The 26,880-nt window shown below is 63.2% G+C and carries 23 protein-coding genes; 12 read left to right on the top strand and 11 right to left on the bottom strand.

What is annotated here, in order from left to right; genetic code table 11:
• Positions 1–5 precede the first annotated feature (5 nt).
• From DFO48_RS21535 to DFO48_RS21525, 3 genes are all read right to left on the bottom strand, one after another.
• On the bottom strand, positions 6–665 hold the full coding sequence (locus tag DFO48_RS21535) for an ABC transporter ATP-binding protein (RefSeq protein ID WP_114864717.1): 660 nt from the start codon (positions 663–665) through the stop codon (positions 6–8).
• A gap of 166 nt (positions 666–831) precedes the next feature.
• Positions 832–2,484, bottom strand: a complete 1,653-nt coding sequence (locus tag DFO48_RS21530; protein WP_114864716.1) for an iron ABC transporter permease — start codon at positions 2,482–2,484, stop codon at positions 832–834.
• A 210-nt stretch (positions 2,485–2,694) separates the two neighbouring features.
• Positions 2,695–3,723: an extracellular solute-binding protein gene (locus DFO48_RS21525; protein WP_003077997.1), complete on the bottom strand. Its 1,029-nt coding sequence runs from the start codon at positions 3,721–3,723 to the stop codon at positions 2,695–2,697.
• Positions 3,724–4,008: 285 nt separating this feature from the next.
• Here DFO48_RS21525 and DFO48_RS21520 point away from each other — a divergent pair, with 285 nt between their 5' ends.
• The 3 genes from DFO48_RS21520 to DFO48_RS21510 all read left to right on the top strand — a co-directional run bounded on the left by DFO48_RS21520 (position 4,009) and on the right by DFO48_RS21510 (position 6,273).
• Positions 4,009–4,686, top strand: coding sequence for a histidine phosphatase family protein (locus DFO48_RS21520; protein WP_114864715.1), 678 nt, complete (start codon positions 4,009–4,011; stop codon positions 4,684–4,686).
• Positions 4,687–4,735: 49 nt separating this feature from the next.
• Complete coding sequence (locus tag DFO48_RS21515) at positions 4,736–5,185, top strand: hypothetical protein (RefSeq protein WP_114864714.1); 450 nt, start codon at positions 4,736–4,738, stop codon at positions 5,183–5,185.
• Between the two features lie 101 nt (positions 5,186–5,286).
• Positions 5,287–6,273 carry a tripartite tricarboxylate transporter substrate binding protein gene (locus DFO48_RS21510; RefSeq protein ID WP_114864713.1) on the top strand — a complete coding sequence of 329 codons (987 nt, stop codon included), beginning with the start codon at positions 5,287–5,289 and terminating at the stop codon, positions 6,271–6,273.
• A 471-nt stretch (positions 6,274–6,744) separates the two neighbouring features.
• Here DFO48_RS21510 and DFO48_RS21505 read toward each other — a convergent pair whose 3' ends face one another.
• Positions 6,745–7,620: a creatininase family protein gene (locus tag DFO48_RS21505; RefSeq protein WP_114864712.1), complete on the bottom strand. Its 876-nt coding sequence runs from the start codon at positions 7,618–7,620 to the stop codon at positions 6,745–6,747.
• Between the two features lie 96 nt (positions 7,621–7,716).
• Between DFO48_RS21505 and DFO48_RS21500 the strand changes: the two genes are divergently transcribed.
• Entirely contained in the window at positions 7,717–9,312 is a 1,596-nt protein-coding gene (locus DFO48_RS21500) for an MATE family efflux transporter (RefSeq protein WP_114864711.1), read from the top strand.
• A gap of 100 nt (positions 9,313–9,412) precedes the next feature.
• Positions 9,413–11,692: a protein-disulfide reductase DsbD gene (locus tag DFO48_RS21495; RefSeq protein WP_114864710.1), complete on the top strand. Its 2,280-nt coding sequence runs from the start codon at positions 9,413–9,415 to the stop codon at positions 11,690–11,692.
• Positions 11,693–11,722: 30 nt separating this feature from the next.
• Here the strand turns inward: DFO48_RS21495 and DFO48_RS21490 are convergent, their stop codons facing one another.
• Positions 11,723–12,109 (bottom strand): VOC family protein, encoded by a 387-nt coding sequence (locus DFO48_RS21490; protein WP_114864709.1) that lies wholly within the window; start codon positions 12,107–12,109, stop codon positions 11,723–11,725.
• A gap of 333 nt (positions 12,110–12,442) precedes the next feature.
• Between DFO48_RS21490 and DFO48_RS21485 the strand changes: the two genes are divergently transcribed.
• Complete coding sequence (locus DFO48_RS21485; protein ID WP_114864708.1) at positions 12,443–12,958, top strand: hypothetical protein; 516 nt, start codon at positions 12,443–12,445, stop codon at positions 12,956–12,958.
• Positions 12,959–13,021: 63 nt separating this feature from the next.
• Here DFO48_RS21485 and DFO48_RS21480 read toward each other — a convergent pair whose 3' ends face one another.
• A complete protein-coding gene (locus tag DFO48_RS21480; RefSeq protein WP_114864707.1) occupies positions 13,022–13,888 on the bottom strand; it encodes a GNAT family N-acetyltransferase in 867 nt (288 codons plus the stop codon).
• Between the two features lie 216 nt (positions 13,889–14,104).
• Here DFO48_RS21480 and hemE point away from each other — a divergent pair, with 216 nt between their 5' ends.
• The 3 genes from hemE (at position 14,105) to DFO48_RS21465 (ending at position 19,389) form a co-directional block, all read left to right on the top strand.
• On the top strand, positions 14,105–15,220 hold the full coding sequence (hemE, locus tag DFO48_RS21475) for a uroporphyrinogen decarboxylase (RefSeq protein ID WP_003078016.1): 1,116 nt from the start codon (positions 14,105–14,107) through the stop codon (positions 15,218–15,220).
• A gap of 659 nt (positions 15,221–15,879) precedes the next feature.
• Positions 15,880–18,072: a primosomal protein N' gene (priA, locus tag DFO48_RS21470; protein ID WP_114864706.1), complete on the top strand. Its 2,193-nt coding sequence runs from the start codon at positions 15,880–15,882 to the stop codon at positions 18,070–18,072.
• A 195-nt stretch (positions 18,073–18,267) separates the two neighbouring features.
• Positions 18,268–19,389 carry an asparaginase gene (locus DFO48_RS21465; RefSeq protein WP_003078020.1) on the top strand — a complete coding sequence of 374 codons (1,122 nt, stop codon included), beginning with the start codon at positions 18,268–18,270 and terminating at the stop codon, positions 19,387–19,389.
• A 166-nt stretch (positions 19,390–19,555) separates the two neighbouring features.
• Here DFO48_RS21465 and DFO48_RS21460 read toward each other — a convergent pair whose 3' ends face one another.
• The 5 genes from DFO48_RS21460 to DFO48_RS21440 form a co-directional block, all read right to left on the bottom strand.
• Positions 19,556–20,515 carry an AEC family transporter gene (locus tag DFO48_RS21460; RefSeq protein ID WP_034349410.1) on the bottom strand — a complete coding sequence of 320 codons (960 nt, stop codon included), beginning with the start codon at positions 20,513–20,515 and terminating at the stop codon, positions 19,556–19,558.
• 127 nt (positions 20,516–20,642) lie between these two features.
• Positions 20,643–21,002 (bottom strand): hypothetical protein, encoded by a 360-nt coding sequence (locus DFO48_RS21455; RefSeq protein WP_003078024.1) that lies wholly within the window; start codon positions 21,000–21,002, stop codon positions 20,643–20,645.
• An 87-nt stretch (positions 21,003–21,089) separates the two neighbouring features.
• A complete protein-coding gene (locus tag DFO48_RS21450) occupies positions 21,090–21,491 on the bottom strand; it encodes a roadblock/LC7 domain-containing protein (RefSeq protein ID WP_087085316.1) in 402 nt (133 codons plus the stop codon).
• A complete protein-coding gene (locus DFO48_RS21445; protein ID WP_003078029.1) occupies positions 21,488–22,054 on the bottom strand; it encodes an ATP/GTP-binding protein in 567 nt (188 codons plus the stop codon). Before DFO48_RS21445 ends, DFO48_RS21450 begins: the two co-directional genes overlap by 4 nt.
• The gene (locus tag DFO48_RS21440; protein WP_034349450.1) at positions 22,051–22,791 is read right to left on the bottom strand and encodes a hypothetical protein; all 741 of its coding nucleotides are present in this window, start codon (positions 22,789–22,791) and stop codon (positions 22,051–22,053) included. Before DFO48_RS21440 ends, DFO48_RS21445 begins: the two co-directional genes overlap by 4 nt.
• 277 nt (positions 22,792–23,068) lie before the next feature.
• On the opposite strand from DFO48_RS21440, the gene DFO48_RS21435 reads away from it, so the two are divergent.
• From DFO48_RS21435 to DFO48_RS21425, 3 genes are all read left to right on the top strand, one after another.
• Positions 23,069–25,141 (top strand): ATP-dependent helicase, encoded by a 2,073-nt coding sequence (locus DFO48_RS21435; protein WP_003078033.1) that lies wholly within the window; start codon positions 23,069–23,071, stop codon positions 25,139–25,141.
• 114 nt (positions 25,142–25,255) lie between these two features.
• Entirely contained in the window at positions 25,256–25,579 is a 324-nt protein-coding gene (locus DFO48_RS21430) for a hypothetical protein (protein WP_233506484.1), read from the top strand.
• A 50-nt stretch (positions 25,580–25,629) separates the two neighbouring features.
• A complete protein-coding gene (locus DFO48_RS21425; protein ID WP_114864705.1) occupies positions 25,630–26,844 on the top strand; it encodes a phospholipase A in 1,215 nt (404 codons plus the stop codon).
• Positions 26,845–26,880 lie beyond the last annotated feature (36 nt).

Genomic DNA, 26,880 nt, shown 5'->3' with positions numbered 1-26,880 from the left:
CCGGCTCAGAGCTGAACCGGCGTCATCCTGCAGATCTGGTCGGCCATGGTTTCGGCCTCCTGCGCGTTGTGCGTGACCAGAATGGCCGTCTGCCCGGCAGCCCGCAGAATGTCGCGCACCTCCAGCGTCAGGCGCTCGCGCGTGGCTGCGTCGAGATTGGAAAATGGCTCATCAAGCAGCAGCAGGGCCGGGGACGGCGCCAGAGCTCGCGCCAGCGCCACACGCTGCTGCTGACCGCCGGACAGCTCGTGCGGGAACTTGCTGCCTGAATTCGCCAGCCCTACCACGGCAAGCAGCTCCTGCACACGCTTGTCGCGCTCTGGCTTGCCCATGCGGCGCAGGCCGAATCCCACGTTCTGCAATGCCGTCAAATGCGGGAACAGCCCATACTCCTGAAACATCATGCCCACATGGCGCTGCTCGGGAGGCAGGTGCGTGCCGGGGCCGGAGAGCAATACCTCGCCCAGATGAATGCTGCCCGCGCGCACCGGCTCGAAGCCCGCGATCGCACGCAGCACGGAGGTCTTGCCGCAACCCGAGGGCCCCAGCAGGCTGGCGATATGACCTGCAGGCACCTGCAGATCAAAGCCCTGCAGCACGGTGTGCAGACCCATAGGCGTTTCATAGCCCAGTTGCAGCTGCGCAATTTGTAGAGAGGCGGTCATGCAGTCACTTCGTCAAGACTTAGGCAAAACGGGTTCGGGCAGTACGACTGCCTCGGGAGGCCGGCCGTTGCTGCATTCTTGTTTGCACAAGTCCTGTTCATCCTATTCATTTTCAATAGCTGCTTGCGCAATATAAATAAGCGCCACAGCCGATTTTCATGCGTATTCATCGCAGCCCATCCGACAGCTGCGTGCGCGCCAGCAGCAGGACGGGAACCAGCCCCGCGACAACAATGCACAGCGCGGCGATCGCGCCCTCCTCATAGGTACCGCGCGCGGCTTCGGCATAGAGCCAGGTGGCCAGGGTGTCGAAATCGGCCGGGCGCAGCAGCAAGGTGGCAGGCAGCTCCTTCATGGCATCGACAAATACCAGCATGGCACTGGTGGCCATGGCAGGCCGCAGCAGCGGCAGGTGTACGCGGCGCAGCGTGCCCAGGCGGCTTTCGCCCAGCAGACGCGAGGCCTGCTCCAACGTCGGCGGGATACGGGCCAGTCCGGCCTCGATGCCGCCCACGGGCATGACCAGAAAGCGAATTACGCAAGCCGCGACCAGCACCACGCCCAGACCCATCAGCGGCAAGCCCTTGGCACCAAACAGGCTGGCCAGCCCGGCATCCAGCGCCAACGCGGGAGTCAGCAAACCAATCGCCAGCACCGTGCCCGGCACGGCGTAACCCAGCGCCGCCAGCTGCGCTGGCCAGCGCGAAGGCGCTCGCGTGCTGATGCCGGTGCGCGTGGCCCAGGCCACGACAAGACCCGCAGCCACCGCAATCACGGTCACGCCCAGCGCCAGCCCCAGCGTGTTGAGCAGGCTGGAGACCAGGCCCTCGGACACGCCCGAGCCCTGCACCAGACGCTTGCCGCTTTCCCAGGCCAGATAGGCCGCTGGCGCAGCAAAGCCGATCAGCACCGGCAGGCTGCAGGCCAGCGTGGCCAGCCAGGCAGTGCCTGGGGGCAGGCGGTGCGGCGCTATGGCCCTCATGCGCTGGGCCGAGCCAAAGCGCTGGCGACTGCGACCCTGACGCTCCAGCCAGACCAGGGCCACCACGGCCAGCAGCATGGAGCAGGCAATCTGCGCGGCACCGGCCAGATCGGAGCGCGTGACCCAGGTGGTGTAGATCGACACCGTGAGCGTGTGCACGCCCAGAAACTCGGACGCACCGATATCGTTGAGCGTCTCCAGCAACGCCAGGCTCAGGCCCACGACCAGTGCCGGCCGCGCCATGGGCAGGGCCACGCGCCAAAAAGCCCCCCAGCGGGTTTCACCCAGCGAGCGTGCAGCTTCCATCAGATGTGCCGGCTGGGTCATGAACATGGCCCGTGCCGTCATATACACGTAGGGGTAGAGCGTGAACCCCAGCACGAAGATCGCACCGCCCATGGAGCGTAGATCGGGCAGGCGCCACTGGCGCGGGCTGTCGTAACCCAGCAACCAGCGCAGCGCGCCCTGCACCGGGCCTATGGGGTGAAGCAGATCCAGATAGGCAAAGGCCACGATATAGGCCGGCATGGCCAGCGGCAGCAGCAGCGCCCAGTGCAGCCAGCGCCGCCCCGGAAAATCACAGGCCGTCACCAGCCAGGCGCAGCCCGTACCCACCACCAGAACCACCAGGCCCACCCCGCCCAGCAGCCAGGCCGTATTGGCTGCGGCATCGGGCAGCACATAGCGCAGCAGATCCTGCCAGTGCGCCCAGTCCGCCCCCAGCGCCAGCCAGGCCAGCGAGGCGATGGGCGCAAACACCCCCAGCGCAATCAACCAGCTTGCGCCCTGCCACACCGGCCCGACGGGCCTGAGCCCTGAACGAAGGTAAGAAAACATCAAGACAAAACGATCACGCCAAGACCAACGCCCAGAAACAGACATGCCCCAGCGAAGGGGCTCATACAGGAGCGCAATGCTAAAACAAGCATGCTCCGAAGCAAGGGACAGCAAGCAAGGGCCGCCCCGCAGCGAAGCTGTCGTCCCCCTCCCGCATTGCGCAGCAAGGCGAGAGAGGGGGAAGCGGCAAAGCCGCTCAGGGGGTGCTACTTATTTATCAAACCCCACCTTGTCGACCAGCACGCTGGCAGCCTTGCGATGCTTGGCGATCTCGGTCAGCGGCAGCGGATCGATCTTGATCTCGCCGATGCTCTGGGCCACCACGGGATCCAGCGCCACGCCCTTGCGCACAGGGTGCTCGTAGTTGGCCTGGGCGTACATATTCTGGGCCGGCTCGGAAACCAGGAACTCCAGCAGTTTCACGGCCTGATCGCGGTTGGGAGCGTGCTTGGCCACCGAGGCGCCGCTGATATTGATATGCGTGCCGCTCTTGGGATCGTTGAAAGTAGGCTTGACGACCTTGATGGCATCGCCCCACTTGCGTGCGTCCGTACCTTCCTTGGCCGCCTTCATATGGCCCACATAATAGGTGTTGGCCAGGCCCACATCGCAGATGCCGCCCAGAATGTCGCGCGCCACATCGCGGTCGCCGCCCGTGGCCTTGCGCGCCAGATTGGCCTTGACGCCCTTGAGCCACTGCTCGGTCTTAGCTTCGCCGTCATGGGCGATCATGGCGGCGATCAGCGCCGTGTTGTAGGGGTGCTGGCCGGCACGGCTGCAGACCTTGCCCTTGAACTGGGGCTTGGCCAGGTCTTCATAGCGGAAGGCGCCGATCTTCATGTCCTTTTCGGCATACAGCACGCGAGCCCGCATGGACAGCGCAAACCACTGGTTGTCTGCTGCGCGAAGCTGGGCCGGAATGGCCGCCTCCAGCACGCTGGACTTGACGGGCTGGGTCACGCCACCGTCCACCAGATCCAGCAGATTGCCAATATCCACCGTCATCAGCACGTCGGCAGGCGAGCGCTGGCCTTCGGCCTTGACGCGCTCCAGCAGGCCGTCCTTGACGAACACCGTCTTCACGCCGATCTTGGTCTGCGCCGTGAAGGCAGCCAGCAAGGGCTGGATCAGAGCCGGTTCACGGGTGGTATAGAGCGTGATGTCCTCGGCGTGGGCGGACAGCGCAGGGGCGCACAGGCTGGCAACGGCGGCCAGTGCAAACAGGGGTCGTCGAAACATGGAGGGCTCCAGAAGGTGAACAGGCATAAAAAAACACGCTCCGCTTCGAAACCGACAAGCCTCCTGCCAGCCAAGCGCAGGAGATCCGTGAACCAGTACCGAAAGCGGAGCGTGTTTTTATGTTTTTGAGAATAGCTCTCAACTATCTTAACCGAGCGCCAGGCCATGCCCGCACCTCAATCCCGATGCGGGATGCGGAAATGCGAACCAGTCCGCTGTCACCCAAGCGCCACCTGGTCGCAGGCATGACAGCGCAGCAAGCGGCCAAGGCCCAACATCCGCGCCATGGGAAACCTCTACCTTGTGCGCCATGGCCAGGCCTCGTTTGGCGCGGATGATTACGACCAGCTCAGCCCACGCGGCCAGGATCAGGCCGTGCGTCTGGGTGAGTACTGGCGTGAGCGAGGTCTGAAGTTCGACGCCGTCTACGCAGGCACGCTCAAGCGCCATCAGCAGACGCTGGCCGGCATCGTCCAGGGCCTGGGCAGCGCTTCCGGCCCCGAGACACAAAGCCGGTCCGGACTCAACGAGTACGACAGCGAAGCCCTGCTGCGCGCCATCCACCCGGCCCCCCTGCCCAGGCCCGATACGCCCGAGCTGTACCGCCATCATTTCCGCCTGCTGTGCGACGCGCTGGCGCAATGGATGGGAGGAACTATCAGCCCGCAGGGCATGCCCGACTGGAACGGCTTTGCGGACGGCGTGCACCAGGTGCTCGAGGAGATACGCCATCAGCACAGCGGCCAGAACGTGCTGCTGGTCAGCAGCGGCGGCCCCATCTCCACTGCCGTGGGCCAGGTGCTTGGCACCGCGCCCGAGGTGACCATCGCCCTCAATATGCGGCTGCGCAATATTGCCGTGACCGAATTCAGCATCAGCCCCAAGCGCCTGATGCTGCAAAGCTTCAACACGCTCAACCATCTCGATAGCGCCGAATACAGAAACTGGATCACCAGCGCCTGACTCCCCTTCAGGCCAGGAGCCGGCCAACGCAAAGTGCTACAAAGCCGCAATGGACTCCATCTTTCTCACCCTTGGCGATACGGCGCTGACGCTCGACATCGGCTCGCAGCAACATCGGCTACCCATAGGCATTGCCACCCTGGTCAAGGCCTTTGCCCAGCGCATGCCCGATGCACTGATGCTGGAAAACGCGATTGCCGATGTCGAGGACGCCGTCATGCCGGCCGGGCGCTGGCTGCCTGCAGGCGCCAGCCTGCTGCAAACGACAGACCCGCTGCTGCGGCAACTGATCCATGGCGCCACGGCCGACCCGCAAGCCACCCAGGCCTCACGCGAAGCCATCGAGAACCTGTTCGAGCTGCTGGCGCGCCAGGCCCAGCAGCCCGGCCATGCCGACCCGCAACTGCCGCAGACCGCTGAACATGCGGCCGCCCTGCTGATATTGCGCGAAGCCATGCATCACTGGGGGCTGGCTGCCCTGCAAGCAAGCGGTAACTAGCCATACCTGTGCGGCATAGCAGACAGAACGCTTTGCTGCTGCCTCTGGGCATTTTTCGGCGGCACACTCTCTGGATAAAAGTTTCAGACAGAAGGACAAGCATGAAACGCCGCAGTTTTACCCAATCCCTGATCAGTGCCGCAGCGGGGGCTGCCCTGCTGAGCGGATTTGCCGTCACCGCCCAGGCCGAAGGCCTGTCCAACCGACCCATCCGCATCGTCGTGCCCTTCGGGGCCGGCGGCGTGGCCGATGTGACGGCCCGTGTGGTGGCCCAGCAGTTGTCCACCCAGCTCGGCCAGCCCGTGGTCATCGACAACAAGCCCAGCGCGGGCGGTATCGTGGCGGCCGACACCGTGGCCAAGGCGGCGCCCGACGGCCATACGCTGTTTCTCATGTCCAACGGCAGCGCCGTCACGGTGAATCTGTTCAACAATCTGCCCTTCGACATGGTCAAGGACCTGACGCCCATCTCCACGCTGGGCTACTTTGACATTGGCGTCATCACCGATGCCAAATCGCCCTTCAAGAATCTGGGCGAACTCGTGAGCTATGCCAAGGCCAATCCCGGCAAGCTGAACCTGGGCAGCATCAACGTGGGCAGCACCCAGCATCTGGCGGCCGAGCTGTTCAAGACCACGGCCGGCATCGATGCGCAGATCGTGCCCTTCAATGGCACGCCCGCCGTGGTGACCGCGCTGCGCGGCAAGCAGATCGATGCGGCCGTAGAAATTCTCACGCCCATCATGGGCCAGATCAATTCCAAGGCCGTGAACCTGCTCGCGGTGACAGGTGAGAAGCGCTCGCCGCTGCTGCCCAATGTGCCCACGGCCCAGGAATCCGGCGTCAAGGGCTTTGTGGCCTCTTCCTGGAATGCGCTGGCTGCACCCTCCAAGACACCCGCCCCCGTGATTGCGCGTCTGAACAAGGAAATCAACGCCGCCGTCAACAACCCCGAGGTCGCCAAGAAGCTGCGCGAACTGAATGTGCAGGCCCAGGCCAGCACGCCAGAGCAGACTGCCAAGCTGCTGCAATCGGAAATCAAGCGCTGGGGCGATGTCATCACCACGGCCAAGATTGCGAAACAGTAATCTCCCCCTGTGGCGCTGGCGCGCCTTCCCCCTCTCTGGTGCTTCGCACCGGAAGGGGACGACAGCCTCGCTGCGCGGCGGCGCTTGCTCGCTGTCTCTTTGCGGACCGCGCCAGTTTTTCAGGGCGTTGACAGAGGCTGCGGCCGCTGCCCTACGGTGTCTGCGAGCAGATCTATGGCGCTGGCGCGCCTTCCCCCTCTCTGGTGCTTCGCACCGGAAGGGGACGACAGCCTCGCGGCGCGGCAGCGGGGGCCGCCCAGGTCTTGCTCACTGTCACGCGCATGGAGCACGCCAGTTTTTGGCGGCTTGCGTTGAACGAGGCTCGCGATGAAACAGATTTTTGCCGTGGCCTTTCAGGGCTTTTCTGTTTTTTTGCTATCTTTTAAGTAGCTTTCATCGCTTTACAGCATTGGTTTTCAATAAAAAATGCATCGCAAATGCATACTGATATTGCGCAATAAGCTCCTGAATTCAAAGCGGCTGCGGCTGATTTACCACCGTGCTCAGGGGCAGGTCATGAATTTCGTCCAGCAGCCTGACCAGGCCCTCGGCCGATGAACGCACCATGGCCGCGCCGCGCTCGGCCGTCGCGGCGGCGGAGTTGCCCACGGCTCCTGCCGGGTTGTAGTCCTCGATGGCCCAGCCCAGCTTGGCGCTGCGGCCATTGCCGATAAAGTGGTATTTTCCGGCCCGCTGCTCCGAGCTGGAGGCAAAGTTCTGCGCACGCTCCATATGCACGGTTTCGGGCGCCAGGTGCAGCATCATCGATGTCTCCACTTCGCCGCCGTGAATGCCGAAGCGGTGCTCATGCGCGCAGAACTGCTGGTTGGCCACAACATCCACCAGCCCGAACCAGCTGGCGCTGTAGACCAGCAGGCCATGCTTGATACGCAGCTCGCGCGCAACGATGTCCATCACGCTGACCTGGCCGCCATGACCGTTGAGCAGCAGCAGCTTCCTGATACCGGCGCGCGCCACGCAGGCGCCCAGCTCCGTCCACAACGCAATCAGTGTGGCAGGCTGCAGGCTCAAGGTTCCTGCATAGTTCGTATGCTCGACCGAAAAACCAATGTTCTGCGGCGGCAGAAAAAGCACCGGCAGCTCGGCTGGCAACTGCGCCAGAGCGGCATCGATGACGCCCTCCATCAGGCTGGCATCCACCGACAGCGGCAGGTGCGGCCCATGCTGCTCCACCGCAGCCACGGGCAGCACGGCCACGGTGTCGGCGGCCAGGCCAGTGCTCTGGGCCAGGGCAAAGTCATGGGCCGAGGCCTGGGCCCAGAAGCGTGACGGCCAGCGGGGAAGCGCGCTTGCGGGAGTGGTCGGGGTATTGCTCATGGCCATCATCGTAGCTGCGCCAGCGCCCCGAAACCACCTCCTGCCCCGGATTCCGGGCCCACCACCCGTCAACCGCAACCGGCCGACATGCCCCACAATGGGCCGATGCCTGAAGCCTCCGCCAGCGTCTCGCGCCAGAGTGCGCGCACCGCCACCTCCAAGCCCCAGACCCGCGACCTGACCCAGGGCCCGATTGCCAGCACCTTGCTGGTCTTTGCCCTGCCGATTCTGGCCGGCAATGTGCTGCAGTCGCTCAACGGCTCGGTCAATGCCATCTGGGTCGGCGGTCACCTGGGCGAGGCCGCGCTGACGGCCACCGCCAATGCCAACAATGTGATGTTTGCGCTGATCGGCGCGGTGTTCGGCATCAGCATGGCGACCAATATCCTGATTGCCCAGAGCATTGGCGCAAAAAACATCGCGCAAGCAAAGCGTGTACTTGGCACCAGCGCTACATTTTTTGGTGTTGTTTCACTGCTGATTGCCTTGCTGGGCTGGCCACTTTCGCGCCATCTCATGCAGTGGATGAGCACACCGGAGGCAGCGCTGCCACTGGCCGAGGCTTATCTCAAAGTCATCTTTCTGGCCATTCCACTGCTGTTCATGTTCAGCTTTGTGACGGCGGCCCTGCGCGGCGCGGGAGACACCCGAACGCCGTTCTGGTTTCTGCTCGTCGTCGTGGCGCTGGACATGGCCCTCAACCCGCTGCTGATCTTTGGCTGGGGGCCCGTGCCGCGCATGGGCATCCAGGGCTCGGCAGTGGCCACGCTGGTTGCCAATGCCGTGAGCTTCTTTGCCCTGCTGGGGTGGCTGCGTCTGCGCCGCCATCCCTTGTGGATAGGTCGCCGGCAGCTGGGGCTGTTCAAGCCCGATCTGACGATTGTGCGAACTCTGGTAGTCAAGGGCCTGCCCATGGGCGTGCAGATCGTGATGATCTCGCTGGCCATGATCGCCATGATCTCCATGGTCAACGAACATGGTGTGCAGACCGCATCCGCCTATAGCGCTGCGCTACAGCTGTGGACCTATGTGCAGATGCCGGCCATGGCCATAGGCGCAGCCTGTTCGTCCATGGCAGCGCAGAACGTAGGCGCGGGCCTCTGGAAGCGCGTCAGTGCCACGGCCAATGCCGGCATGCTGGGCAACCTTGTGCTGACTGGCAGCCTGATCGCCCTCATCGTGCTGCTGGACCGTCATGTGCTGGGCTGGTTTCTGCCCGGCGGCAGCCCCTCGCTGGAGGTGGCCCGCCACCTCAACCACATCGCCATAGGCTCCTTCCTCTTTTTTGGCGTGACGTTTGTGCTGGCCGGCGTGGTGCGTTCGACGGGCGCCGTCATGGCACCAGTGCTCATTCTGGCGATTGCCATGTGGGGCATACGCGTCCCCGTGGCACGCTGGCTGCAACCCGTGATGGGCGTGGATGCCATCTGGTGGAGCTTTCCCATCAGCTCCGTCTGCTCCATGCTGATGATGCTGACCTATTACCGCTGGGGCCACTGGCGCAAGGCCCATATGCTGCCCACCAGGCAAGTCGAGCCGGCAATCACAGCCCCCTCGGAAACATCCGAGAACACCTCCGTCGATGCCGATGCACTGCTGAACAACGCCAGCAACTGCGAGCGCATTGTCATGCCGGCCGAAGTCGGTGGTCAGCCGCCCAGCCCCGTGGCCAATCAGGCCCAGGCTGTGGACAAGTCCTGAAGCCGCTTGACGGCAGAGGCACTCATACCGACTTAATCACTGCTGACCATACTGCTGCGGTTCAGGAACCAAAATACCGGCCCAGGCTCTTACCAACGTCATGCTCTTTGCCACTTCTTCACGCCGCCCTCGCCCATCGCTGCTTGCGCTCTGGCTGCTTGCCTTGCTTTTGATAGCTTCAAGCGCTTTATCCACAAGCGCCACAGCCGGAATTCAGCTCAAAACATCAGCCAGCAACTCCACCGCCTTGGTGCAAACCCCGCGTGTGCGGGCCGAACTGGTAGCCCAGGCCCCCGAGGGAATTGCTGCCGGCCAGAGTTTCTGGCTGGGACTCAAGCTCGAGCATGAACCCGACTGGCATACCTACTGGAAGAACGCGGGCGACTCGGGCCTGCCGACCGAGCTGCAATGGCAGCTGCCGTCAGGCTTGAGCGCCGGCAGCATTGACTGGCCCACACCCCATGCGCTGCGGGTAGGACCGCTGGTCAATTACGGCTATGAAAACACCGTGCTGCTGCCCATACCGGTCAAGGTCGCCAGCGATTTCAAGGCTCCCGCCTCCGGCATGGTGGAGGTTCATCTTTCCGCCAGCTGGCTGATCTGCCGCGTTGAGTGCATCCCCGAAAGCGGCGAGTTCACCCTGCAGATTCCCGTGGTCGGCAGCACCGCCGCCAACAGTGAAGATTTCCTCAAGGCCCGGGCGCAGCAACCCGTGGCCTTGAACGGCAATGGCCAGGCCAGCGTGCAGCCAGCCGCCGATACCAATGCCAAGATCGCTGACGACCGTATCCATCTGCGTGTCGCCGGCCTGCCGGCAGCGATCAAGGGCAAAACGCTGGAGCTCTACCCCGAAAATGCGGAAACCTTCAAGCATGCGGCCGAATCTGGCAAGGACTGGCAGCAACGCTGGGATGGCAACGACTGGGTCGCTGAAGGTCTGCCGCTGTCCGATATGCGCAGCGATACGCCGCCGCAACTGGCCATTGTTGTGGCTCTGGCGGACCAGGACCGCGCTGCGGCCCTGGACAGTGGTCAGCCTATCGCCTGGCGCAGCACGCTCGATGTGCAGGGGCAATGGACGCCAGCCACTCTGACCGGCGTTTCCCCCGCGCTCGCTGCCGCACTGGAAGCGAACAAGAATGCAACAGCTCCTGCCCAGACCTCGGGCAGCGTCAGCAGCACAGGTCTGCTGGCAGCGCTGCTGGGCGGTTTGATCGGTGGCCTGATCCTCAACCTCATGCCCTGCGTGTTTCCTGTGCTGGCCATCAAGGTACTGGGATTTTCGGGTCATGGCCAGAATCGCCATGCCCAGAAACTGAGCGGCCTGGCATATACCGCAGGCGTGGTGCTGTCCTTTGTGGCACTCGGCGCGCTGCTGCTGGGCCTGCGCGCGGCGGGCCAGCAACTGGGCTGGGGCTTCCAGCTGCAGTCGCCCGTGGTGGTGTCGCTGCTGGCGGCGCTGTTCACCGTGCTGGGGCTGAATCTGGCCGGCTGGTTCGAGTTCGGCAATCTGCTGCCCAGCAGCATTGCCAGCGCCCAGGCGCGCAACCCGATGCTCGACTCCTTTCTCTCAGGCGTGCTGGCCGTGGCCATCGCATCGCCCTGCACAGCGCCCTTCATGGGTGCCTCGCTGGGCTTTGCCATCGATATGCCAGCGGCGCAGGCGCTGACGGTGTTTGCGGCGCTTGGCATAGGCATGGCCCTGCCCTATCTGCTGGCCAGCTTCGTGCCCGCCGTCGTGAGCTGGCTGCCCCGCCCCGGCCCATGGATGCAGACCTTCCGCCACGCCATGGCCTTCCCCATGTTTGCCACCGTGGTCTGGCTGGTCTGGGTGCTGGGCCACCAGGGCGGCATGGACGCCGCCGCGGCCCTGCTGGCACTGCTACTGGTGCTGGCTGCGCTGATCTGGGCCCTGGGCCTGCGCGGCAAGAGCCGCATGAGCCTCGGTGCCATCGCCTTGCTGCTGGCCGTTGGCGTGGCCTACTACGCCCTGCCGCTGATCAAGGCCGAGCCTGTGGATCAGGTCAGGGCACAGGCCGGCGAACTCTGGCAACCCTGGTCGGCAGACAAGGTTCAGTCTGCCCAGACTTCGGGCCAGCCGGTGTTTGTGGACTTCACGGCCGCCTGGTGCGTGACCTGCCAGGTCAACAAGCGCACCACGCTGAGCAATGCCGAGGTGCTGGCAGCTTTCGAACAGCACAAGGTGCAGCTGCTGCGCGCCGACTGGACACGCCAGGACCCGGCCATCACCCAGGCGCTGCAATCACTGGGACGCAGCGGCGTCCCCGTCTATGTGCTGTACCTGCCCGGCAAGCCGCCGGTGGTGATGAGCGAGCTGCTCTCCAAGAGCGAAGTGCTGGACGCGCTCCAGCAGATCTAGGCCGCTCTCGCGCGCCGGGCGCTGCACCCCTCATGCCTGCTGCAGATCCTCGTGCAGGCAGAGGTAATTGCCTTCCGTGTCCTTGAACCAGGCGGCTTTCTCGGCCCCCAGCACGCAGACATGGTCGGTGGTCTTGAAATCGGGAAAGTCATAGTCTTCAAACACCACGCCCCGGCTTTTCAGCTCCCGAATGCTCGCGGCGATATCGGGCACCTGGAAGCTGATGGCCGTGTGCTCGGCCTTGGTGCCGCCAGGCTTGGGAAACAGGGCCAGGGCGCTGCCGCCCACCCGGTAGACAAATTTCCCGTCGGGTCGCAGTTCCCCGGGCTGCAGACCCAGGCATTCCTCGTAGAAAGCGCGGGCCCGCGCCAGATCCATTACCGGCAGCATCGTCGTCACCGCAGATTGGCTCAGCATAAGAACTCCTTTGCCCGGCGCCCCGAGTCGAGCAGACAAAGCTTAGTCCCGTGGGGCGGAAGAAACCAGAGCCGGTGGGTTTCATGAACCTGGCGCAATCAACTTTACGACTCGGCACACCAGTCTCGCCCTGTCAAACCGGCGGGTTCCGGTCTGGCTTCGGTTCGCGCTGGAACGCGACTCCAAGCAGGAGCGCAGCACCTATGGCACAAACCTGACAAAAGCTCTAGACTGGAATTGCCCACAAGCCAGGCACAACCGCAGTTTTCGGCCTTTGCCAGCCTTGCACGCGTTGACTGCTGCGGACCGCCTGAACTGCACAGGAGGTAAGCCATGCATGCCAACCTTATCCATCAGCCGTCTCACAAACGTCTTTGCCTGTTGCGTGCACTGGCGCTAGCCAGCCTGGCCATTGCCGGTCTGGCCCTGCCCTTTGCCTGGGACATCCTGGCCAGCATCAACAGCATGCCCAAGATGCAGTGGCTGCAGCAGATACTGGCACAGGCGCCGGCCTTCAGCTGGCTGATGATGTTTGTCTGGGGTGGAGCCATACCACTGGTCTTGCTCAAGAACATGGACCAGACCCCCTCGCACAAGCTGCGCACCACGGTGGTGATGCTGGTCCTGATGTGGGTCGCCGTCACCTGGTATGTGCACATGCCGGCCAGCAATCAGTGCACCGCGCTCTATGCTTCCTGGGAATGGGCCTGCTCGGTTCTCCAATGGGGCTACAGCATGAGTCTGGTGCTATCCATTGCGGCCTATGCCTTCCTCATGCTGGGCCTGATGGTTACCGCGCTGGGCCTGTTTGCCGAAGGCCTGGAAGATGAGCCCAGCCACGCCGCATAGCACGCCCTGCCATGCAAGAAGCCTGCGACATCGGCCGCAGGCTTTTTGCTTTCTGCTCCCGCCTCAAGCCTTCATGCGTCCGAACAGTCGGCGATAGCGAGAAGGCAGATCCTGCATGCGCATCATGATGGGCAGATCGGCAGTATTGAAGTCGCTATCCCAGGCAGGCGCACCCAGCACCTTGGCGCCGGCGCGCAGATAGCCCTGGATCAGCGCTGGCGGCTCGACCTTCAGCGCATCCACCGAGACATTGCTGATACATGCCAGCTCCTCGGGCAGCGCCACCCGCGGGCGCACCTGCAGCTCGGGCTCGGCCAGATGGCTCTGGCGCAGCTGCTGCCAGATGCGAGCCGGGCCTTCGCCATGGGCCAGGCCCGGGTACTGCATGGGAATGCTGGCGCAGCCCACCATGGCCTCGAGCCGGTTGCGCTGCATGAATTCGGCCAGCGCTCCCCAGAGCGCCAGAATCACGCCGCCCTGGCGATGCTCCGCATGCACGCAGCTGCGTCCCAGCTCCACCATCTGCGCACGCCAGGCGTTGATGGGCGAGAGGTCGAACTCCTGATCGCTGTACAGACCGCCGGCGCGCTGGGCCTGAGCGGGAGTCAGCAGACGGTAGGTGCCGATCACCTTGTTCTGCTCTTCATCGCAGACCATCAGATGCTCGCAGAAATCGTCGAAGACATCGATGTCGTGACCTGCCACGGGTGTCTGCAGCACAGCGCCCATTTCTTCGGCAAAGATCTGATAGCGCAGGCGCTGGGCCTGGCGGACCTCGTCCAGATGACGGGCCCAGCGCACCTGCAGACGCAAAGCGGGCGCTGCGGCGTGTGCGGGACTGGCGGGGCGATGGGAAAGCGAGGGAGCCGATGACGGTGTCGTCGCGATGCCCTGGCCATTCAGCGCATCAAGAATCTCGGGATGCCTCATGTCTGCTTTCCTCCGGTGTTGGACGCAGTTGGCGGCCTGCCTGTGCCACACGGTGTGTCTGCGTGGCGTCATTGTGGAAAAAGCAGATGAAGCCCGCGCGACACTTGGATGACGGTTGCATGACAAGCCATGGCAGCCGCCATCCCTGCACAGAGAGCTGAATTGCTGCTCGGGATTGTGGTGAATGGGAAAGCCGGAGTGGGCGACAATCGACATATGAGTTTCGCCCCCCTGACCAATGACACCTTCCTGCGCGCATGCCGTCGCCAGGCTACTGACTACACGCCCCTGTGGCTGATGCGCCAGGCGGGACGCTACCTGCCCGAATACAAGGCCACCCGCGCCAAGGCCGGCAGCTTCATGGGCCTGGCCACCAATGTGGACTACGCCACCGAGGTGACCCTGCAGCCGCTGGATCGCTTCCCTCTGGACGCTGCCATTCTGTTCAGCGACATCCTGACCGTGCCCGACGCCATGGGCCTGGGCCTGTCGTTCGCCGAAGGCGAGGGGCCGCGCTTTGCCAAGGTCGTGCGCGACGAGGCCGCCGTGGCGGAGCTGGCCGTGCCCGACATGGACAAGCTGCGTTATGTGTTTGATGCCGTCACCAATATCCGCAAGGTGCTCAATGGCCGTGTGCCACTAATCGGCTTCTCGGGCAGCCCCTGGACTCTGGCCTGCTACATGACCGAGGGCAAGGGCAGCGATGACTACCGCACCGTCAAGTCGCTGATGTACTCGCGCCCCGACCTGATGCACCGCATCCTGGAGGTCAACGCCGACAGCGTGGCGGCCTACCTGAACGCCCAGATCGATGCCGGCGCCCAGGCCGTGATGATTTTTGACAGCTGGGGCGGCGTGCTGGCCGACGGCGCTTTCCAGGAATTCAGCCTGGCCTATACCAAGCGCGTGCTGGCTCAGCTCAAGCGCACCGGCGTGGACGGCAGCGATGTGCCCCGTATCGTCTTCACCAAGGGCGGAGGCATCTGGCTGCCCGACATGAAGGACATCGACTGCGAAGTGCTGGGTCTGGACTGGACGGCCAATCTGGGCAAGGCTCGCGCCATCGTGGGCGGCGAGGTCGGCGGCCCAGGCAAGGCGCTGCAGGGCAATATCGACCCCAATGTGCTGTTTGCCGCACCCGAGCAGGTCGCCGCCCAGGCGCGTGCCGTGCTGGACAGCTTTGGCAAGCCCCATACCGACAAAAACACCACCGGCCCCACCCACATCTTCAATCTGGGTCACGGCATCAGCCAGTTCACCCCGCCCGAACATGTGGCCGCGCTGGTCGAAGCTGTGCACAGCCACTCGCGCCTGCTGCGCACAAAGGGCTGACTCCACCTGCAACAAGTGCCTTCCCAGGCATTTGTTGCAGAACAATGGGCCCCAATCACCCGATAAAATCAAATGGTTATTGAACGACAATCGCCGGCCTGAGATGCAGCAAAGCGGCAGCAAATCATTGATTTCAAATCACTAAATCTCGGACTCTGAGAAATTCGGCGCCAGCAGTGCTTGGCGCTTTTTTATTTTTTCACCAACCTCGGTGTCGATTGACGGAAGTTATCCACACATGGATGCTCCGAGATAACTGCAGCCCTCATGGAGGCTTGCTCTAGTGCTATTTTTTGAGAAGTTAAGGACTTTGCACCGCGGTTTGAACGCATTTAGGTTTAGGGAGCTTCTCGGTTGACAGTGACTCGCCGCCTGATTTATGCACAGATATGGCGAGGCAGACTCCCTGCCAACACTTCGCCAAAGCAAGCTCCCCACCGCGCCATGAATACATATAAGTCTTTGTTTTAACTAAATTAATTATTCAACCGCTCAGCCATCCTGCCGGCTTACAAACGCGAACAGGACTTGCTCAGGCCTTTCGCGCATATTGTTTCTCACAAAGTTATCCACAGAACGCAAAGCCTTTGCAGGCCTCAAAATCTGCTATAGCTCTGAGGAACTACGGCCTCTGCAGCGCCTTCCCCCGATCCAACTCCATGCCCCATATCGTTTACGTTGCCGTCCAGACCCCTGCTCACAGCGCCGTAGGTGATCTGTTGAGCTACGTAAGCGACGCATGGCTGGAGCCCGGTACCTTGGCGCGCGTTCCTCTGGGAAAAAGAGAGTTGCTGGGTGTGGTCTGGGATACGCCCGCCGCCCCCGAAGCCATTCCAGACGGGGTGGAACTGCGTAGCATTGCCGGCCTGCTGCAAGGCATAGAGCCGCTGGACCAGGCCTGGCGACGGCTGGTGGCTTTTGCCGCGCACTATTACCAGCGCAGCTTGGGCGAGATTGCCGTCACCGCGTTGCCGCCTCAGTTGCGCGATATGTCGCCCGAACAACTGGCACGGCGGCTGGCTCCGCCCAAGACGGCCAAGACACCGGCTGGCAAGCGCAAGAAGGCACAGGCACCAGCCGCCGAAGCGGCACAAGCGAGCACCGAGACGATGGCTCACACGCCTGACGCCAGCAACGCAACGCCTTTGCTCGCACTCAGCGCCGAGCAGTCCTCGGTTTTCGAGCAAATTGAGCAAAACCCCGGCCCGTTCCTGCTCTACGGCAGCACGGGCAGCGGCAAAACCGAGGTTTATCTGCGTGCAGTGCAAGCCATGCTGGATGCCAACCCAGAGGATCAGGCACTGGTGATGGTGCCGGAGATCAACCTCACGCCTCAACTGGAAGAGCGGTTTGTCGCCCGCTTCGTGCCTCAGTACGGCAAGGACGCCGTAGTCAGCATGCACAGCGGCATGACCAACCCGCAGCGTCTCAAAAGCTGGCTGGCCGCCCACACTGGCCGCGCCCGCATTGTGCTGGGTACGCGCATGGCTATTTTTGCCAGCGTGCCGCAACTGGCGCTGATCGTGGTCGACGAGGAGCATGACGCCAGCTACAAGCAGCAAGAAGGCGCGCGCTATTCGGCGCGCGATCTGGCCATCTGGCGCGGGCGCGATACCGGCGCCAAGGTCATTCTGGGCAGCGCCACTCCGTCGCTGGAGAGCTGGCATGCCTCGGAACCCGAGGTCGGCCGCTATCTGCGCCTGCATATGCCCAGTCGCATCGGCGCAGCCGGATCAGGCACGGCCAGCCTTCCCAAGGTAAGAATGGTGGACATGGGCCAGCAGCCCAAACGCGCCGTCTTCTCGCCTCCGCTGATCGAAGCCATCACCGAGCGCGTCAAACGCGGCGAGCAAAGCCTGATTCTGCTCAACCGTCGCGGCTTTGCCCCTGTGCTGTTCTGCGCCGACTGCAACTGGAAGAGCGACTGCCCCCATTGCAGCGCTCACCAGGTCTTTCACAAGGGCGATCGCACGCTGCGCTGCCACCACTGCGGCTTTACCCAGCGTGTGCCGTTTGCCTGCCCCAGCTGCGGCAACCCCGACATCCTGCCTCTGGGCAAGGGCACGGAGCAGTTACAGGAAGAGCTGGAGCGGCTGCTGCGCAATGTACAGCGTCCCGACGGCAATCCGGCCCGCGTGGCGCGCATCGACGCCGACACCACCAAGGCCAAGGGCAGCCTGGAGCAGCAGCTGGCCCAGGTGCATGCCGGCGATGTGGATGTGCTGGTCGGCACCCAGATGGTGGCCAAGGGCCATGACTTCCGGCGCATCACGCTGGTGGCGGCGGTGCAACCCGACAGTGCGCTGTACTCCAGCGACTATCGCGCCCCGGAGCGGCTGTTCTGCCTGCTGATGCAGGCCGCCGGGCGTGCCGGGCGCGACGCGCAATATGTGAAGGCCCAGGGCAGCCATCCGGAGATGTGGATTCAAAGCCACGACCCGCAAAACGCCGTCTACACCGCACTGCGCAAGCATGACTACCCGGCGTTTGCCAGGCAACAGCTCAAGGAACGGCTGGATGCCGGCATGCCGCCCTATGCCTTCCAGGCCATAGTCCGCGCTGATGCACGCACCCAGGAAGCCGCCCAGGCCTTTCTGAATGCCGCCACTCAGGTCGCCAGAGAGGCCAAGCTACCTTATCTGGATGAGGTGTTCATCTACCCGCCGATTCCCATGGCGGTGCAGCGCGTGGCCAATGTGGAGCGCGCCCAGATGCTGCTGGAAGCCGGCAACCGCAGTGCCCTGCTGCGCTTTCTCAATGCCTGGCAGCAGTATCTGCACTGGCTGCGCACTCTGCCCGAACACAGGCCGCTGGTGCGCTGGCTCGTGGATGTGGATCCGCTCAGCATCTAAAGTCGTCTGAAATTTAAGGTTTTTAGCTCTTCAGCCCTTTACCCATAAGCGCTGACAGCTATCAATTTATAAAAACCGCAGGCGCTTGGCAAATCCATCGGGATTTGCGCGAATGGGCAAGCCGGCATGGCTATTGCATGGTGTGAGGCTCGGCTCCACAAGAGGCCGTTTCATTCAATCACGGAGCACTACTTCATGCAAAAACAAGTCTTCCGCCAGTCCTTGCTGGCTGCCACCATTGCCGTTCTGGGCGTTCTATCCGCCCCCGGCGCAGCCCTGGCCCAGGATGCATCACCTGCGGCCGCGCAGGCGGCCAAGGCGCAGACAGCCAAGCCCAATGTGGTGGTGCTGGCCACGGGCGGCACGATTGCGGGTGCCGGTGCCTCGACCGTCAACAGCGCCACCTACACGGCCGCCAAGGTCCCTGTGGACAAGCTGCTGGCCGGCTTGCCCGAGCTGGCCCAGATCGCCAATGTGCGCGGCGAGCAGGTGTTCCAGATCGCTTCCGAGAGCTTCACCAACGACAATCTGCTGACCCTGGCCAAGCGCGTCTCGCAACTGGCCAAGCAGTCCGATGTGGACGGCATCGTCATCACCCACGGCACGGACACTCTGGCCGAGACGGCCTACTTCCTGAGCCTGACCGTGCACACCGACAAGCCCATTGCCGTGGTCGGCAGCATGCGCCCGGGCACGGCCCTGTCCGCCGATGGCGCACTGAACCTGGTCAATGCCGTCAGTGTGGCTGGCTCCAAGGACGCCAGGGGCAAGGGCGTCTTCGTCACCATGAATGACGAGATCAACACCGCCCGCGATGTGAACAAGGACATCAACATCCAGACCGGCGCCTTCAAGAGCCAGTGGGGCCCGCTGGGCATGGTGGTCGAGGGCAAGAACTACTGGTTCCGCGCCCCCGTCAAGCGCCACACCATGAACTCCGAGTTCAATATCGACAACATCGACAAGCTGCCTCAGGTGGACATCGTCTATGCCTACGGCAGCGTCCAGCCCACGGCCGTGAATGCACTGGTCGATGCCGGCGCCAAGGCCATCGTCCATGCCGGCACCGGCAATGGCTCGGTGGCCGACCGCATGGTCAAGCCGCTGCAGGATGCCCGCGGCAAGGGCGTGCTCGTCGTGCGCTCGTCACGCGTTCCCTACGGCTTTGTGCTGCGCAATGCCGAGCAGCCCGACGACAAGTATGACTGGGTGGTCGCCCACGACATGCGCCCCGAAAAGGCACGCCTGCTGACCATGCTGGCGCTGACCAAGGGCGCCAATACCAAGGAACTGCAGCGGATGTTCTGGGAGTATTGAGCCACGCCCCCTGAGGCGCTAAGCGCCGGAGGGGGACGACAGCCTCGCTGCGGGGCGGCCCTTGCTCGCTGTCTCTTTCGAAAGGGATCTGAATAAGCAAGGGGGTTAAAAAGCATGAAAAGCGGTTTGCGCAAGCTGGTCTTGCGCAAGCCGCTCTTGTTTTTGATCAGGTCATCAGCGCCACGGCGGCGGAGAAGCTGAGGAAGGCCAGGCTGGTCGATACCAGGATGATGCGCGCCACGCGGCCGCTGTGGGCACCGTAGCGCTCGGTCAGCAGCGATACATTGCTGGCGGACGGCAGCGCCGCCAGCAGCACCAGCACCACCAGTGTTTCGTGCTGGAGCGGCAAGCCCATTGCGATCGCGGCCTGTCCGACGGCCCAGACCAGCAACGGGTGGACGACAAGCTTGGCCAGTGCGATCGGCACATAGTCGCGCACGGCGACGCGTTCGTGGCTGTTCATCTGCGAGCGGGCCAACACGGCGCCTATGGTGAACAAGGCTACAGGCGAAGCCGCTGCGGCCAGCATGGCCACGGTCTTGTCCACCGGGCCGGGCAACACCCAGCCCATGGCCGACGCCAGACCGCCCAGCACAATCGCCCAGGGCATGGGATTGGACGCCATGCCCTTGAGCGAATTGCTCACCGCCAGCCAGGCACCATTTCGACCCTGCCCACCAGCCAGGTCCAGCCGCGACAGCGCAATGCAGGCCGAGGTGGTGATGACCATGTCGATGGCCATGGTCACGATCACCGGCCCAGCGCTCTGCGCGCCCAGCAGCGCCGCCAGCATGGGAACGCCCATGAAGCCGGTGTTGGGAAACGCGGCCACCAAAGCGCCGAATGCGGCATCGTTCCAGCCCAGGCGTCTGCGTGTCAGCAGCACGGCCGCGCCCACCATCAGCGTTGCACAGAACAGATAGACCAGGGTGACGTTGATGTCGAGCAGCTGATGAATCGGCGTTTGCGCGCCAAAGCGGTACAGCATGCAGGGCAGCGCGAAGTACAGCACAAAGGCATTGAGGCCAGGAATGGCCGCCTGGGGCAGGATGCCCCGCCATGTGGCGGCAAAGCCGCAAGCCACCAGTGCAAAGAAGGGGAAGGTGATGAGGAGTACGGACAGCACGCACAAATTGTGACAGCGCCCGGCTCCAGCCCTTTCACGACCTTCGATGAAAATTTTTCAGTGCAGACCTACCCAAAAACAAAGCCTGCGCAAGGCAGGCTGCTGTGACAGGTACAAGGACAGTGCGTCAGAGCTTGAGTTCCTTTTCCACATCTGCAGTCTTGCGGCGCGCCAGAGCCAGGTTGGCGCGGGCCTTGTCCAGCACCAGATAGAAGAACACGCCGTCATTGGCGGCCACGGGACGGATGATGTGATATTGCTTGCCCAGAGTGATCAGTATGTCGTCTATCTGGTCGTTGAGATTGAGCATGCGCATGGTCTTGATCTTGGCACGCACGACCTCGGTGTTGCCGGCCGCAGCCAGCTCCATGTCCACGCCGCCGCCTACGCTGCCCATCAGCATGCCGCTGGCGCTGTCCACGAGGGCGCCGCAGACAGCACCGTCTGTGGTCATCAGAGCGTTCAGAGAATCCTGGATAGAGGCCATAAATCCACCTTTTGAAAAAAGCAAGACAAGGAACTCGTGCGCCAGATGCGCACCCCACTCAGACTCAGAACTCCAGTGAACCTGTGATCAAGAGGGCAGGTACCCTGTTGCAACCTCGCCAGCCGCCCAAAGCGCGCGCCCCAGCAAGGCGTTCTGATCCACCACCAGGCAGAGAACGGCCGGGAAGGATCCGTTCACCGCCTGGAAGACCACCGTGCCCGACTCCGTCTCGAAGGTCAGGCGCTTGCAATCCCTGTGTCCGATCTCATTGGCCACGGCCTTGGCCATGGCCATGAGCGAGCCTGCCATGGCCGACAGTCGTTCGGTCGGCAGTTCGCTGCGAATGCGCAGCGCTGAAATCTCGAAACCGTCAGGGGTACAGAGCAAGGCGATGTGGACGCCCGCCACCGGGGCGACCACGCGCGCCAGAATTTCCTGACCTGCCTCCACAGCATGTGGCGGAATCACGAGGGAGTTATGGGTCTTCATAGAGTCTGACTTTGCAAGGACAGCAGCGATGCCAGCACGCTCAGGGCATCCAGCATCTGCTGGCGATCACGTGGATCTGCCTCAACAAGCGGAATGAGGTCATGGCCTTTGGCAACCAGGCCGGAGCTGAATGCCTCCAGCCTTGCTCCGCTGGCGGGGCGGCAACTGAGAATGACCATCAAAGGTGCCGCATCCAACTCTGCAACCCCCGTCAGCATCTCGCAGGCATAGTCCACCGCGCCCGCATCGTTGACGTCCACCATCAGCAGCGCTCCCACCGATGCAGAAAGCACCCAGCGGCGCACGAAATCAAAACGATCCTGACCAGGGCTGCCTACCAGTTGCAGTCGCTCTCCAGAGCCCAGGTCAATCTCGCCAAACTCCGCTCCGACCGTGGTGAACTCCTTGTGGTGCGCCGCCTTGTCCAGGTTGCGCACATCGCTGCCTGCCATGAGCTCCCCACACAGGCTGCGCAGCGCCGTGGTCTTGCCTATGCCCATGGGCCCCAGCAGACTCACCCGAAGCAAGCCCTGGCCGGGCTGCATGGGCATGAAAGATGTCATGTACGTCCTCCACGGGTAATCCAGCCCGTCAGCTTGCTGATCCATTGCAGCGTCACGGCAGCGGCCGGCTGCCTGGCGGCGCTCGGCTTTGCAGCGGCGGCGGACTCCTCGCTACCAGGCTGGCTGCAGCTCAGCACGGACTGAAGCTGGGGCAGGGACAACAGGGCCCAGAGCTGCTGCATCTCGATGCCGGCATGTTCGGCCAGTGATCTGGCATCGATGGGCCCGCGCGACAGCAGCGCCAGCACGCGCATGTTCTGCGCGCTGTTGGCGCTGCCAGGCAAAGCAACCCAGGATTTGATCTGAAAGCAATGCGTACAGTCGACTCCCTGCAACTGAAGCTCTTGCAAGGCACGCTGCAGCGACAGGGGCGCACCGGCCCTGTGCCGGGCTTTCCAGTCCATGAGGAAGACCGCGGCCCGGTCGAGCATGTCGATCAGGTCGGACAACGTGAAGTCCACATCAAGATGCACTACCCAGCCCTGGGAAGAACGCCCCAGTGGCTGCATGGCTGGCTCGCCGCCGAGATAGACCACGCAAGGAGCTCTCGCCTCTGCCCTGGCCAGCAGGCTCTCCAGCCCTTCAATCACCAGCACTTCGGCTGCATGACGCGGAACCTGACGCCAGGCGGAAAGCGACTTGCGCGCTGCGACGGCGAACAGCGCTTCAAAGCGCTGCTGCACGGCAGGCGTCCAAAGTTCTGCGGCCAAGCTCACTTCACCGATGGTTCTCGCCATGCACAGCACCCTGACTGTTGAGAAAAAGACGATGAATCCCTCAACCACCGCCAATTCGCTGGCACTGTCGGGATCAAGGCCGGACACGATGCAATCTTCACGCTACACAACTAACACCTTATTACAACAATTATTCAAGTAACAGGAGAGTGCATGTGTAGGTGAAACGCTCGCTGAGTCCCTGATTTTTGTCAGTTGTGAGCACTGTCATCAGGGCTCTTCACAGCGAAGCGGTATGCTCCCAGTCCTTGTTTTTGATGATGGGTCACTCTGCTTCATGTCTGCTGGTCTCAACCTCGCTCAGCTCCAGGCCGTGCATTACACCGACGGTCCATGCCTTGTTCTGGCAGGCGCCGGCTCGGGCAAGACCCGTGTGATTACGCACAAGATAGGCCGTCTGATCGAAACCGGTCTGGCGCCACGCCGCATTGCCGCTATCACTTTTACCAACAAGGCCGCCGCCGAAATGCGCGAGCGCGCCGCAGGTCTGATAGGCCGCCAGGCCAAGGAGGTGCTGATCTGCACCTTCCACTCGCTGGGCGTGCGCATGGTGCGCGAGGACGGCCACATTCTCGGCCTCAAGCCCCAGTTCAGCATTCTGGACACCGACGACGTCACCGGCATCCTCAAGGACTGCGCGGGCGGCACCACCGATGTGGCGACGGCCCGCCAGTGGCAGTGGACCATCAGCGGCTGGAAGAACCAGGGCTGGGACAGCCGCAAGGCCCTGGCCATGGCCCAGGACGACAGCGAACGCAGCACCGCTCTCATCATGCAGCGCTATGAAGAGCGCCTGACCGCCTACCAGAGCGTGGACTTCGACGACCTGATCGGCATGCCCATGCGATTGCTGCGCGGCCACCCCGAGGTGCGTGAGAAATGGCAACGCCTGTTGGGCCATGTGCTGGTGGACGAGTACCAGGACACCAACGCCACGCAGTACGAGCTGCTGAAATTCCTGGTGGGCGAACGTGCCCACTTCACGGCCGTGGGAGACGACGACCAGTCGATCTACGGCTGGCGCGGCGCCACGCTGGACAACCTCAGGAAGCTGCCCGTGGACTTTCCGCAGCTCAAGGTCATCAAGCTGGAGCAGAACTACCGCTCCACCAGCGCCATCTTGCGCGCAGCCAACAATGTGATCGGCCCCAACCCCAAGCTGTTTCCCAAGACACTGTTTTCGGAACTCGGCGAGGGCGAACCCGTGCGCATCGTCGACTGCGACACCGAAGAGCACGAGGCCGAGCGTGCCGTGGCCCGCATCCAGAGCCTGCGCGCCAATATGAACCCGCAGCCCGCGTGGAAGGACTTCGCCATCCTCTATCGCGCCAACCACCAGGCCAAGCCCTTCGAGAAGGCGCTGCGCAAGGCCAACATCCCCTACAAGGTCTCGGGCGGTACCAGCTTTTTCGACCGCGCCGAGATCAAGGACCTGTGCGCCTGGTTCCGCCTCTGGATCAACAACGACGACGACCCGGCGTTTCTGCGCTCCATAGGCACGCCCAAGCGCGGCATCGGTCACACCACGCTGGGCAAGCTCGGAGAATTCTCCGCTGCGCACAAGCTCAGCATGTTCGGCTCGCTGTTCAATGCGATGCTGGAAGAGGCACTGCCGCGCAAGGCCTTCGAAAGCCTGCTGGAATTCGGCCGCTACATCAACGACCTCGAATACCGCGCCCGCCACACCCTGGGCTTTGAAGCCTCGCGCAGCTTTCTGATCGACTGGCTCAAGGAAATTGGCTACGAACAGTATCTGTATGACAGCGAAGACAGCGAGTCTGTCGCCGCCGCGCGCTGGAGCAATGTGCTGGAGTTCTGCGACTGGATGGCCCAGCGTGCCGGCGGCCAGATCGAGGATGCCGCAGGCGCCGGTACCCAGACTGAGGTCAAGAGCCTGCTGGAGGTCTCGCAGAACATCGCCCTGCTGTCCACCATCAGCGAGCGCGAGAAGGAGCAGGACATGGTCGTGCTCTCCACCCTCCATGCATCCAAGGGTCTGGAATGGCCCCATGTCATGCAGGTCGGAGTGACCGAGGGCATGCTGCCGTTCAAGCTCGACGACGACGACGGCAAGCAGCAAAAGGTCAGCGATGAAACGGCAGCGCGGCTGCAGGAAGAGCGCCGCCTGATGTATGTGGGCATCACACGCGCCCAGCGTACGCTGGCCGTGAGCTGGACCAAGCGTCGCAAAAAGGGCCGCGAAATGGTGGCCTGCCAGCCCAGCCGCTTCATCAAGGAAATGGGCCTCGATGCGGCCACGGCAAAGGAAGACCCGCGCGAGAAGCTGCGCAAGCTGCGCGAAGAATTTGCCGCACGCAAGAACCAGACGGCGCCGGGCGCTGCCAACTGAAGACCCGAGATGACTCTGAGAACTCTGATTTTCATAGCTGCCAGCGCTTTTTCCATAAGCGCCTGTGCCCAGTTTGAATCCAAGTCTGCCAGCACTTGCCCGCAAGACTGGCAGATGAGCGACAAGCAGCTGCAAGGTGAATGGACAGGCTCCGTCGCCGGCAGCGAAGAAACCGTCCGCATGGTGCTGGGCCCGCATCCCGAATGGGAAGGAAATGTCAAAGGCAGCATCAGCCGCCCGGGCGGCAGCCACCCCATGGTGGGTGATGTAAACGAGGGCACGGTCACTCTCGAAGAAAGCGCTGACGGCTCACGCATTACCGGCACCTGGCTGGGCGAAGTGGTCGACGGCAGCTGCGGTACAGAAATTCACGGCAGTTACCAGGAGGGAGAAAATGTTCCACCCCGTGCGTTCATCATGCGCAAGGCCCAACCCTGAGCAGGGCTGGGTGTTGCCAACCGCAACCGGCCTGTGCATTGATTGATCCCATGAGTATTCGCTTTTTCACCCCGCATCCCCTGACCCTGAGCATCGGCTTGGCGCTGGTCGGCGGCTTGAACCCAGTTACCGCCAACAGCGCGGAACTGCCGCCCCCCGAAAGCTGGCAGCAATGTGCTGCCACCACCAGCAACAACGACCGCCTGGCATGTTTTGACGCCTGGGCAATCAAGCAAGGCCCGGCGGTTGCGCCCCAGGCCTCCGGTTGGAGTGCGCCTGCAGCCAGCGCACAAGCTGCGCCTGCTCTCACAGCCGCTACCGTCTCGGTGAACGATGCCGCGCCCGCCAGTGCGGCTGCGGCGACTGTCGCCAGCGCCGACAGCGGCCTGGGTCTCTCGCCCAACAACGGCGGCTGCCGCGATCCGCGCTACACCGAGGTGTCGCGCTACTTCGAGCTGGAGCCCGGCACGGACTGCGGCACCTTCAACTTCCGCGGCTACCGCCCCATGTCGGTCTCCGTGGTCGTTGGCGACGAGGTCAACCAGCAACCCTATTCGCCCAGCCGCGGCCTGGCGACCGAGCAGCCCTATCAGAAGCACGAGATGCGCCTGCAGCTCTCGGCCCGCACCAAGATTGCCTCCGGCCTGCTGACCGGCCCCACCTCTAAGGGCAAGGATTCGCTGTGGTTCGGCTATACCCAGCAGTCCTACTGGCAGCTGTTCAACGGCGATATCTCGCGACCCTTCCGCACCACCGACCACGAGCCCGAGGTCTTCTACGTCTACCCGACGGATGCCCAGCTGCCGCTGGGCTGGCGCTGGCGCTACTCGGGCATAGGCATCGCGCACCAGTCGAACGGTCAGAGCAACCCGCTGTCACGCAGCTGGAACCGCTGGCATCTGATGACCGGGGCCGAGCTGGGCAACCGCTGGCAGCTGCATCTGAAAGCCTGGCAGCGCATGAAGGAGAGCGCGCTTGAGGACGACAACCCCCATATCCAGGACTACATCGGACGCGGTGAAGTCAAGCTGGGCTGGAACGTCAACGAGCAGAACTACCTGGGCCTGACCGCACGTGGCTCGCTGGGCCAGGGCAAGGGGTCCGGGCGCATCGAGTGGCTGCGCACCCTGGGCGAAGGCTGGAACGGCGGCAAGAGCAATCTGCGCCTGCATGTTCAGCTGTTCAGCGGCTATGGCGACAGCCTGGTCGACTACAACAACAAGCGCACGGTACTCAGCGTGGGTCTGAGCCTACTGGACTTCTGAAGCCCTCTTGGCCCGCTGCGGCGGGGCCGAGCCGTG

Source organism: Comamonas sp. AG1104 (assembly GCF_003350425.1).
Taxonomy (GTDB): Bacteria; Pseudomonadota; Gammaproteobacteria; order Burkholderiales; family Burkholderiaceae_C; genus Comamonas; species Comamonas testosteroni.
This window is presented reverse-complemented; position numbering and strand designations above follow the sequence as displayed.

What these genes read in the sequence shown, in the direction of transcription:
- DFO48_RS21535 (WP_114864717.1), bottom strand. Translation starts at nt 665, where the DNA reads ATGACCGCCTCTCTACAAATTGCGCAGCTGCAACTGGGCTATGAAACG.
- DFO48_RS21530 (WP_114864716.1), bottom strand. Translation starts at nt 2,484, where the DNA reads ATGTTTTCTTACCTTCGTTCAGGGCTCAGGCCCGTCGGGCCGGTGTGG.
- DFO48_RS21525 (WP_003077997.1), bottom strand. Translation starts at nt 3,723, where the DNA reads ATGTTTCGACGACCCCTGTTTGCACTGGCCGCCGTTGCCAGCCTGTGC.
- DFO48_RS21520 (WP_114864715.1), top strand. Translation starts at nt 4,009, where the DNA reads ATGGGAAACCTCTACCTTGTGCGCCATGGCCAGGCCTCGTTTGGCGCG.
- DFO48_RS21515 (WP_114864714.1), top strand. Translation starts at nt 4,736, where the DNA reads ATGGACTCCATCTTTCTCACCCTTGGCGATACGGCGCTGACGCTCGAC.
- DFO48_RS21510 (WP_114864713.1), top strand. Translation starts at nt 5,287, where the DNA reads ATGAAACGCCGCAGTTTTACCCAATCCCTGATCAGTGCCGCAGCGGGG.
- DFO48_RS21505 (WP_114864712.1), bottom strand. Translation starts at nt 7,620, where the DNA reads ATGATGGCCATGAGCAATACCCCGACCACTCCCGCAAGCGCGCTTCCC.
- DFO48_RS21500 (WP_114864711.1), top strand. Translation starts at nt 7,717, where the DNA reads ATGCCTGAAGCCTCCGCCAGCGTCTCGCGCCAGAGTGCGCGCACCGCC.
- DFO48_RS21495 (WP_114864710.1), top strand. Translation starts at nt 9,413, where the DNA reads ATGCTCTTTGCCACTTCTTCACGCCGCCCTCGCCCATCGCTGCTTGCG.
- DFO48_RS21490 (WP_114864709.1), bottom strand. Translation starts at nt 12,109, where the DNA reads ATGCTGAGCCAATCTGCGGTGACGACGATGCTGCCGGTAATGGATCTG.
- DFO48_RS21485 (WP_114864708.1), top strand. Translation starts at nt 12,443, where the DNA reads ATGCATGCCAACCTTATCCATCAGCCGTCTCACAAACGTCTTTGCCTG.
- DFO48_RS21480 (WP_114864707.1), bottom strand. Translation starts at nt 13,888, where the DNA reads ATGAGGCATCCCGAGATTCTTGATGCGCTGAATGGCCAGGGCATCGCG.
- hemE (WP_003078016.1), top strand. Translation starts at nt 14,105, where the DNA reads ATGAGTTTCGCCCCCCTGACCAATGACACCTTCCTGCGCGCATGCCGT.
- priA (WP_114864706.1), top strand. Translation starts at nt 15,880, where the DNA reads ATGCCCCATATCGTTTACGTTGCCGTCCAGACCCCTGCTCACAGCGCC.
- DFO48_RS21465 (WP_003078020.1), top strand. Translation starts at nt 18,268, where the DNA reads ATGCAAAAACAAGTCTTCCGCCAGTCCTTGCTGGCTGCCACCATTGCC.
- DFO48_RS21455 (WP_003078024.1), bottom strand. Translation starts at nt 21,002, where the DNA reads ATGGCCTCTATCCAGGATTCTCTGAACGCTCTGATGACCACAGACGGT.
- DFO48_RS21450 (WP_087085316.1), bottom strand. Translation starts at nt 21,491, where the DNA reads ATGAAGACCCATAACTCCCTCGTGATTCCGCCACATGCTGTGGAGGCA.
- DFO48_RS21445 (WP_003078029.1), bottom strand. Translation starts at nt 22,054, where the DNA reads ATGACATCTTTCATGCCCATGCAGCCCGGCCAGGGCTTGCTTCGGGTG.
- DFO48_RS21440 (WP_034349450.1), bottom strand. Translation starts at nt 22,791, where the DNA reads ATGGCGAGAACCATCGGTGAAGTGAGCTTGGCCGCAGAACTTTGGACG.
- DFO48_RS21435 (WP_003078033.1), top strand. Translation starts at nt 23,069, where the DNA reads ATGTCTGCTGGTCTCAACCTCGCTCAGCTCCAGGCCGTGCATTACACC.
- DFO48_RS21430 (WP_233506484.1), top strand. Translation starts at nt 25,256, where the DNA reads ATGAGCGACAAGCAGCTGCAAGGTGAATGGACAGGCTCCGTCGCCGGC.
- DFO48_RS21425 (WP_114864705.1), top strand. Translation starts at nt 25,630, where the DNA reads ATGAGTATTCGCTTTTTCACCCCGCATCCCCTGACCCTGAGCATCGGC.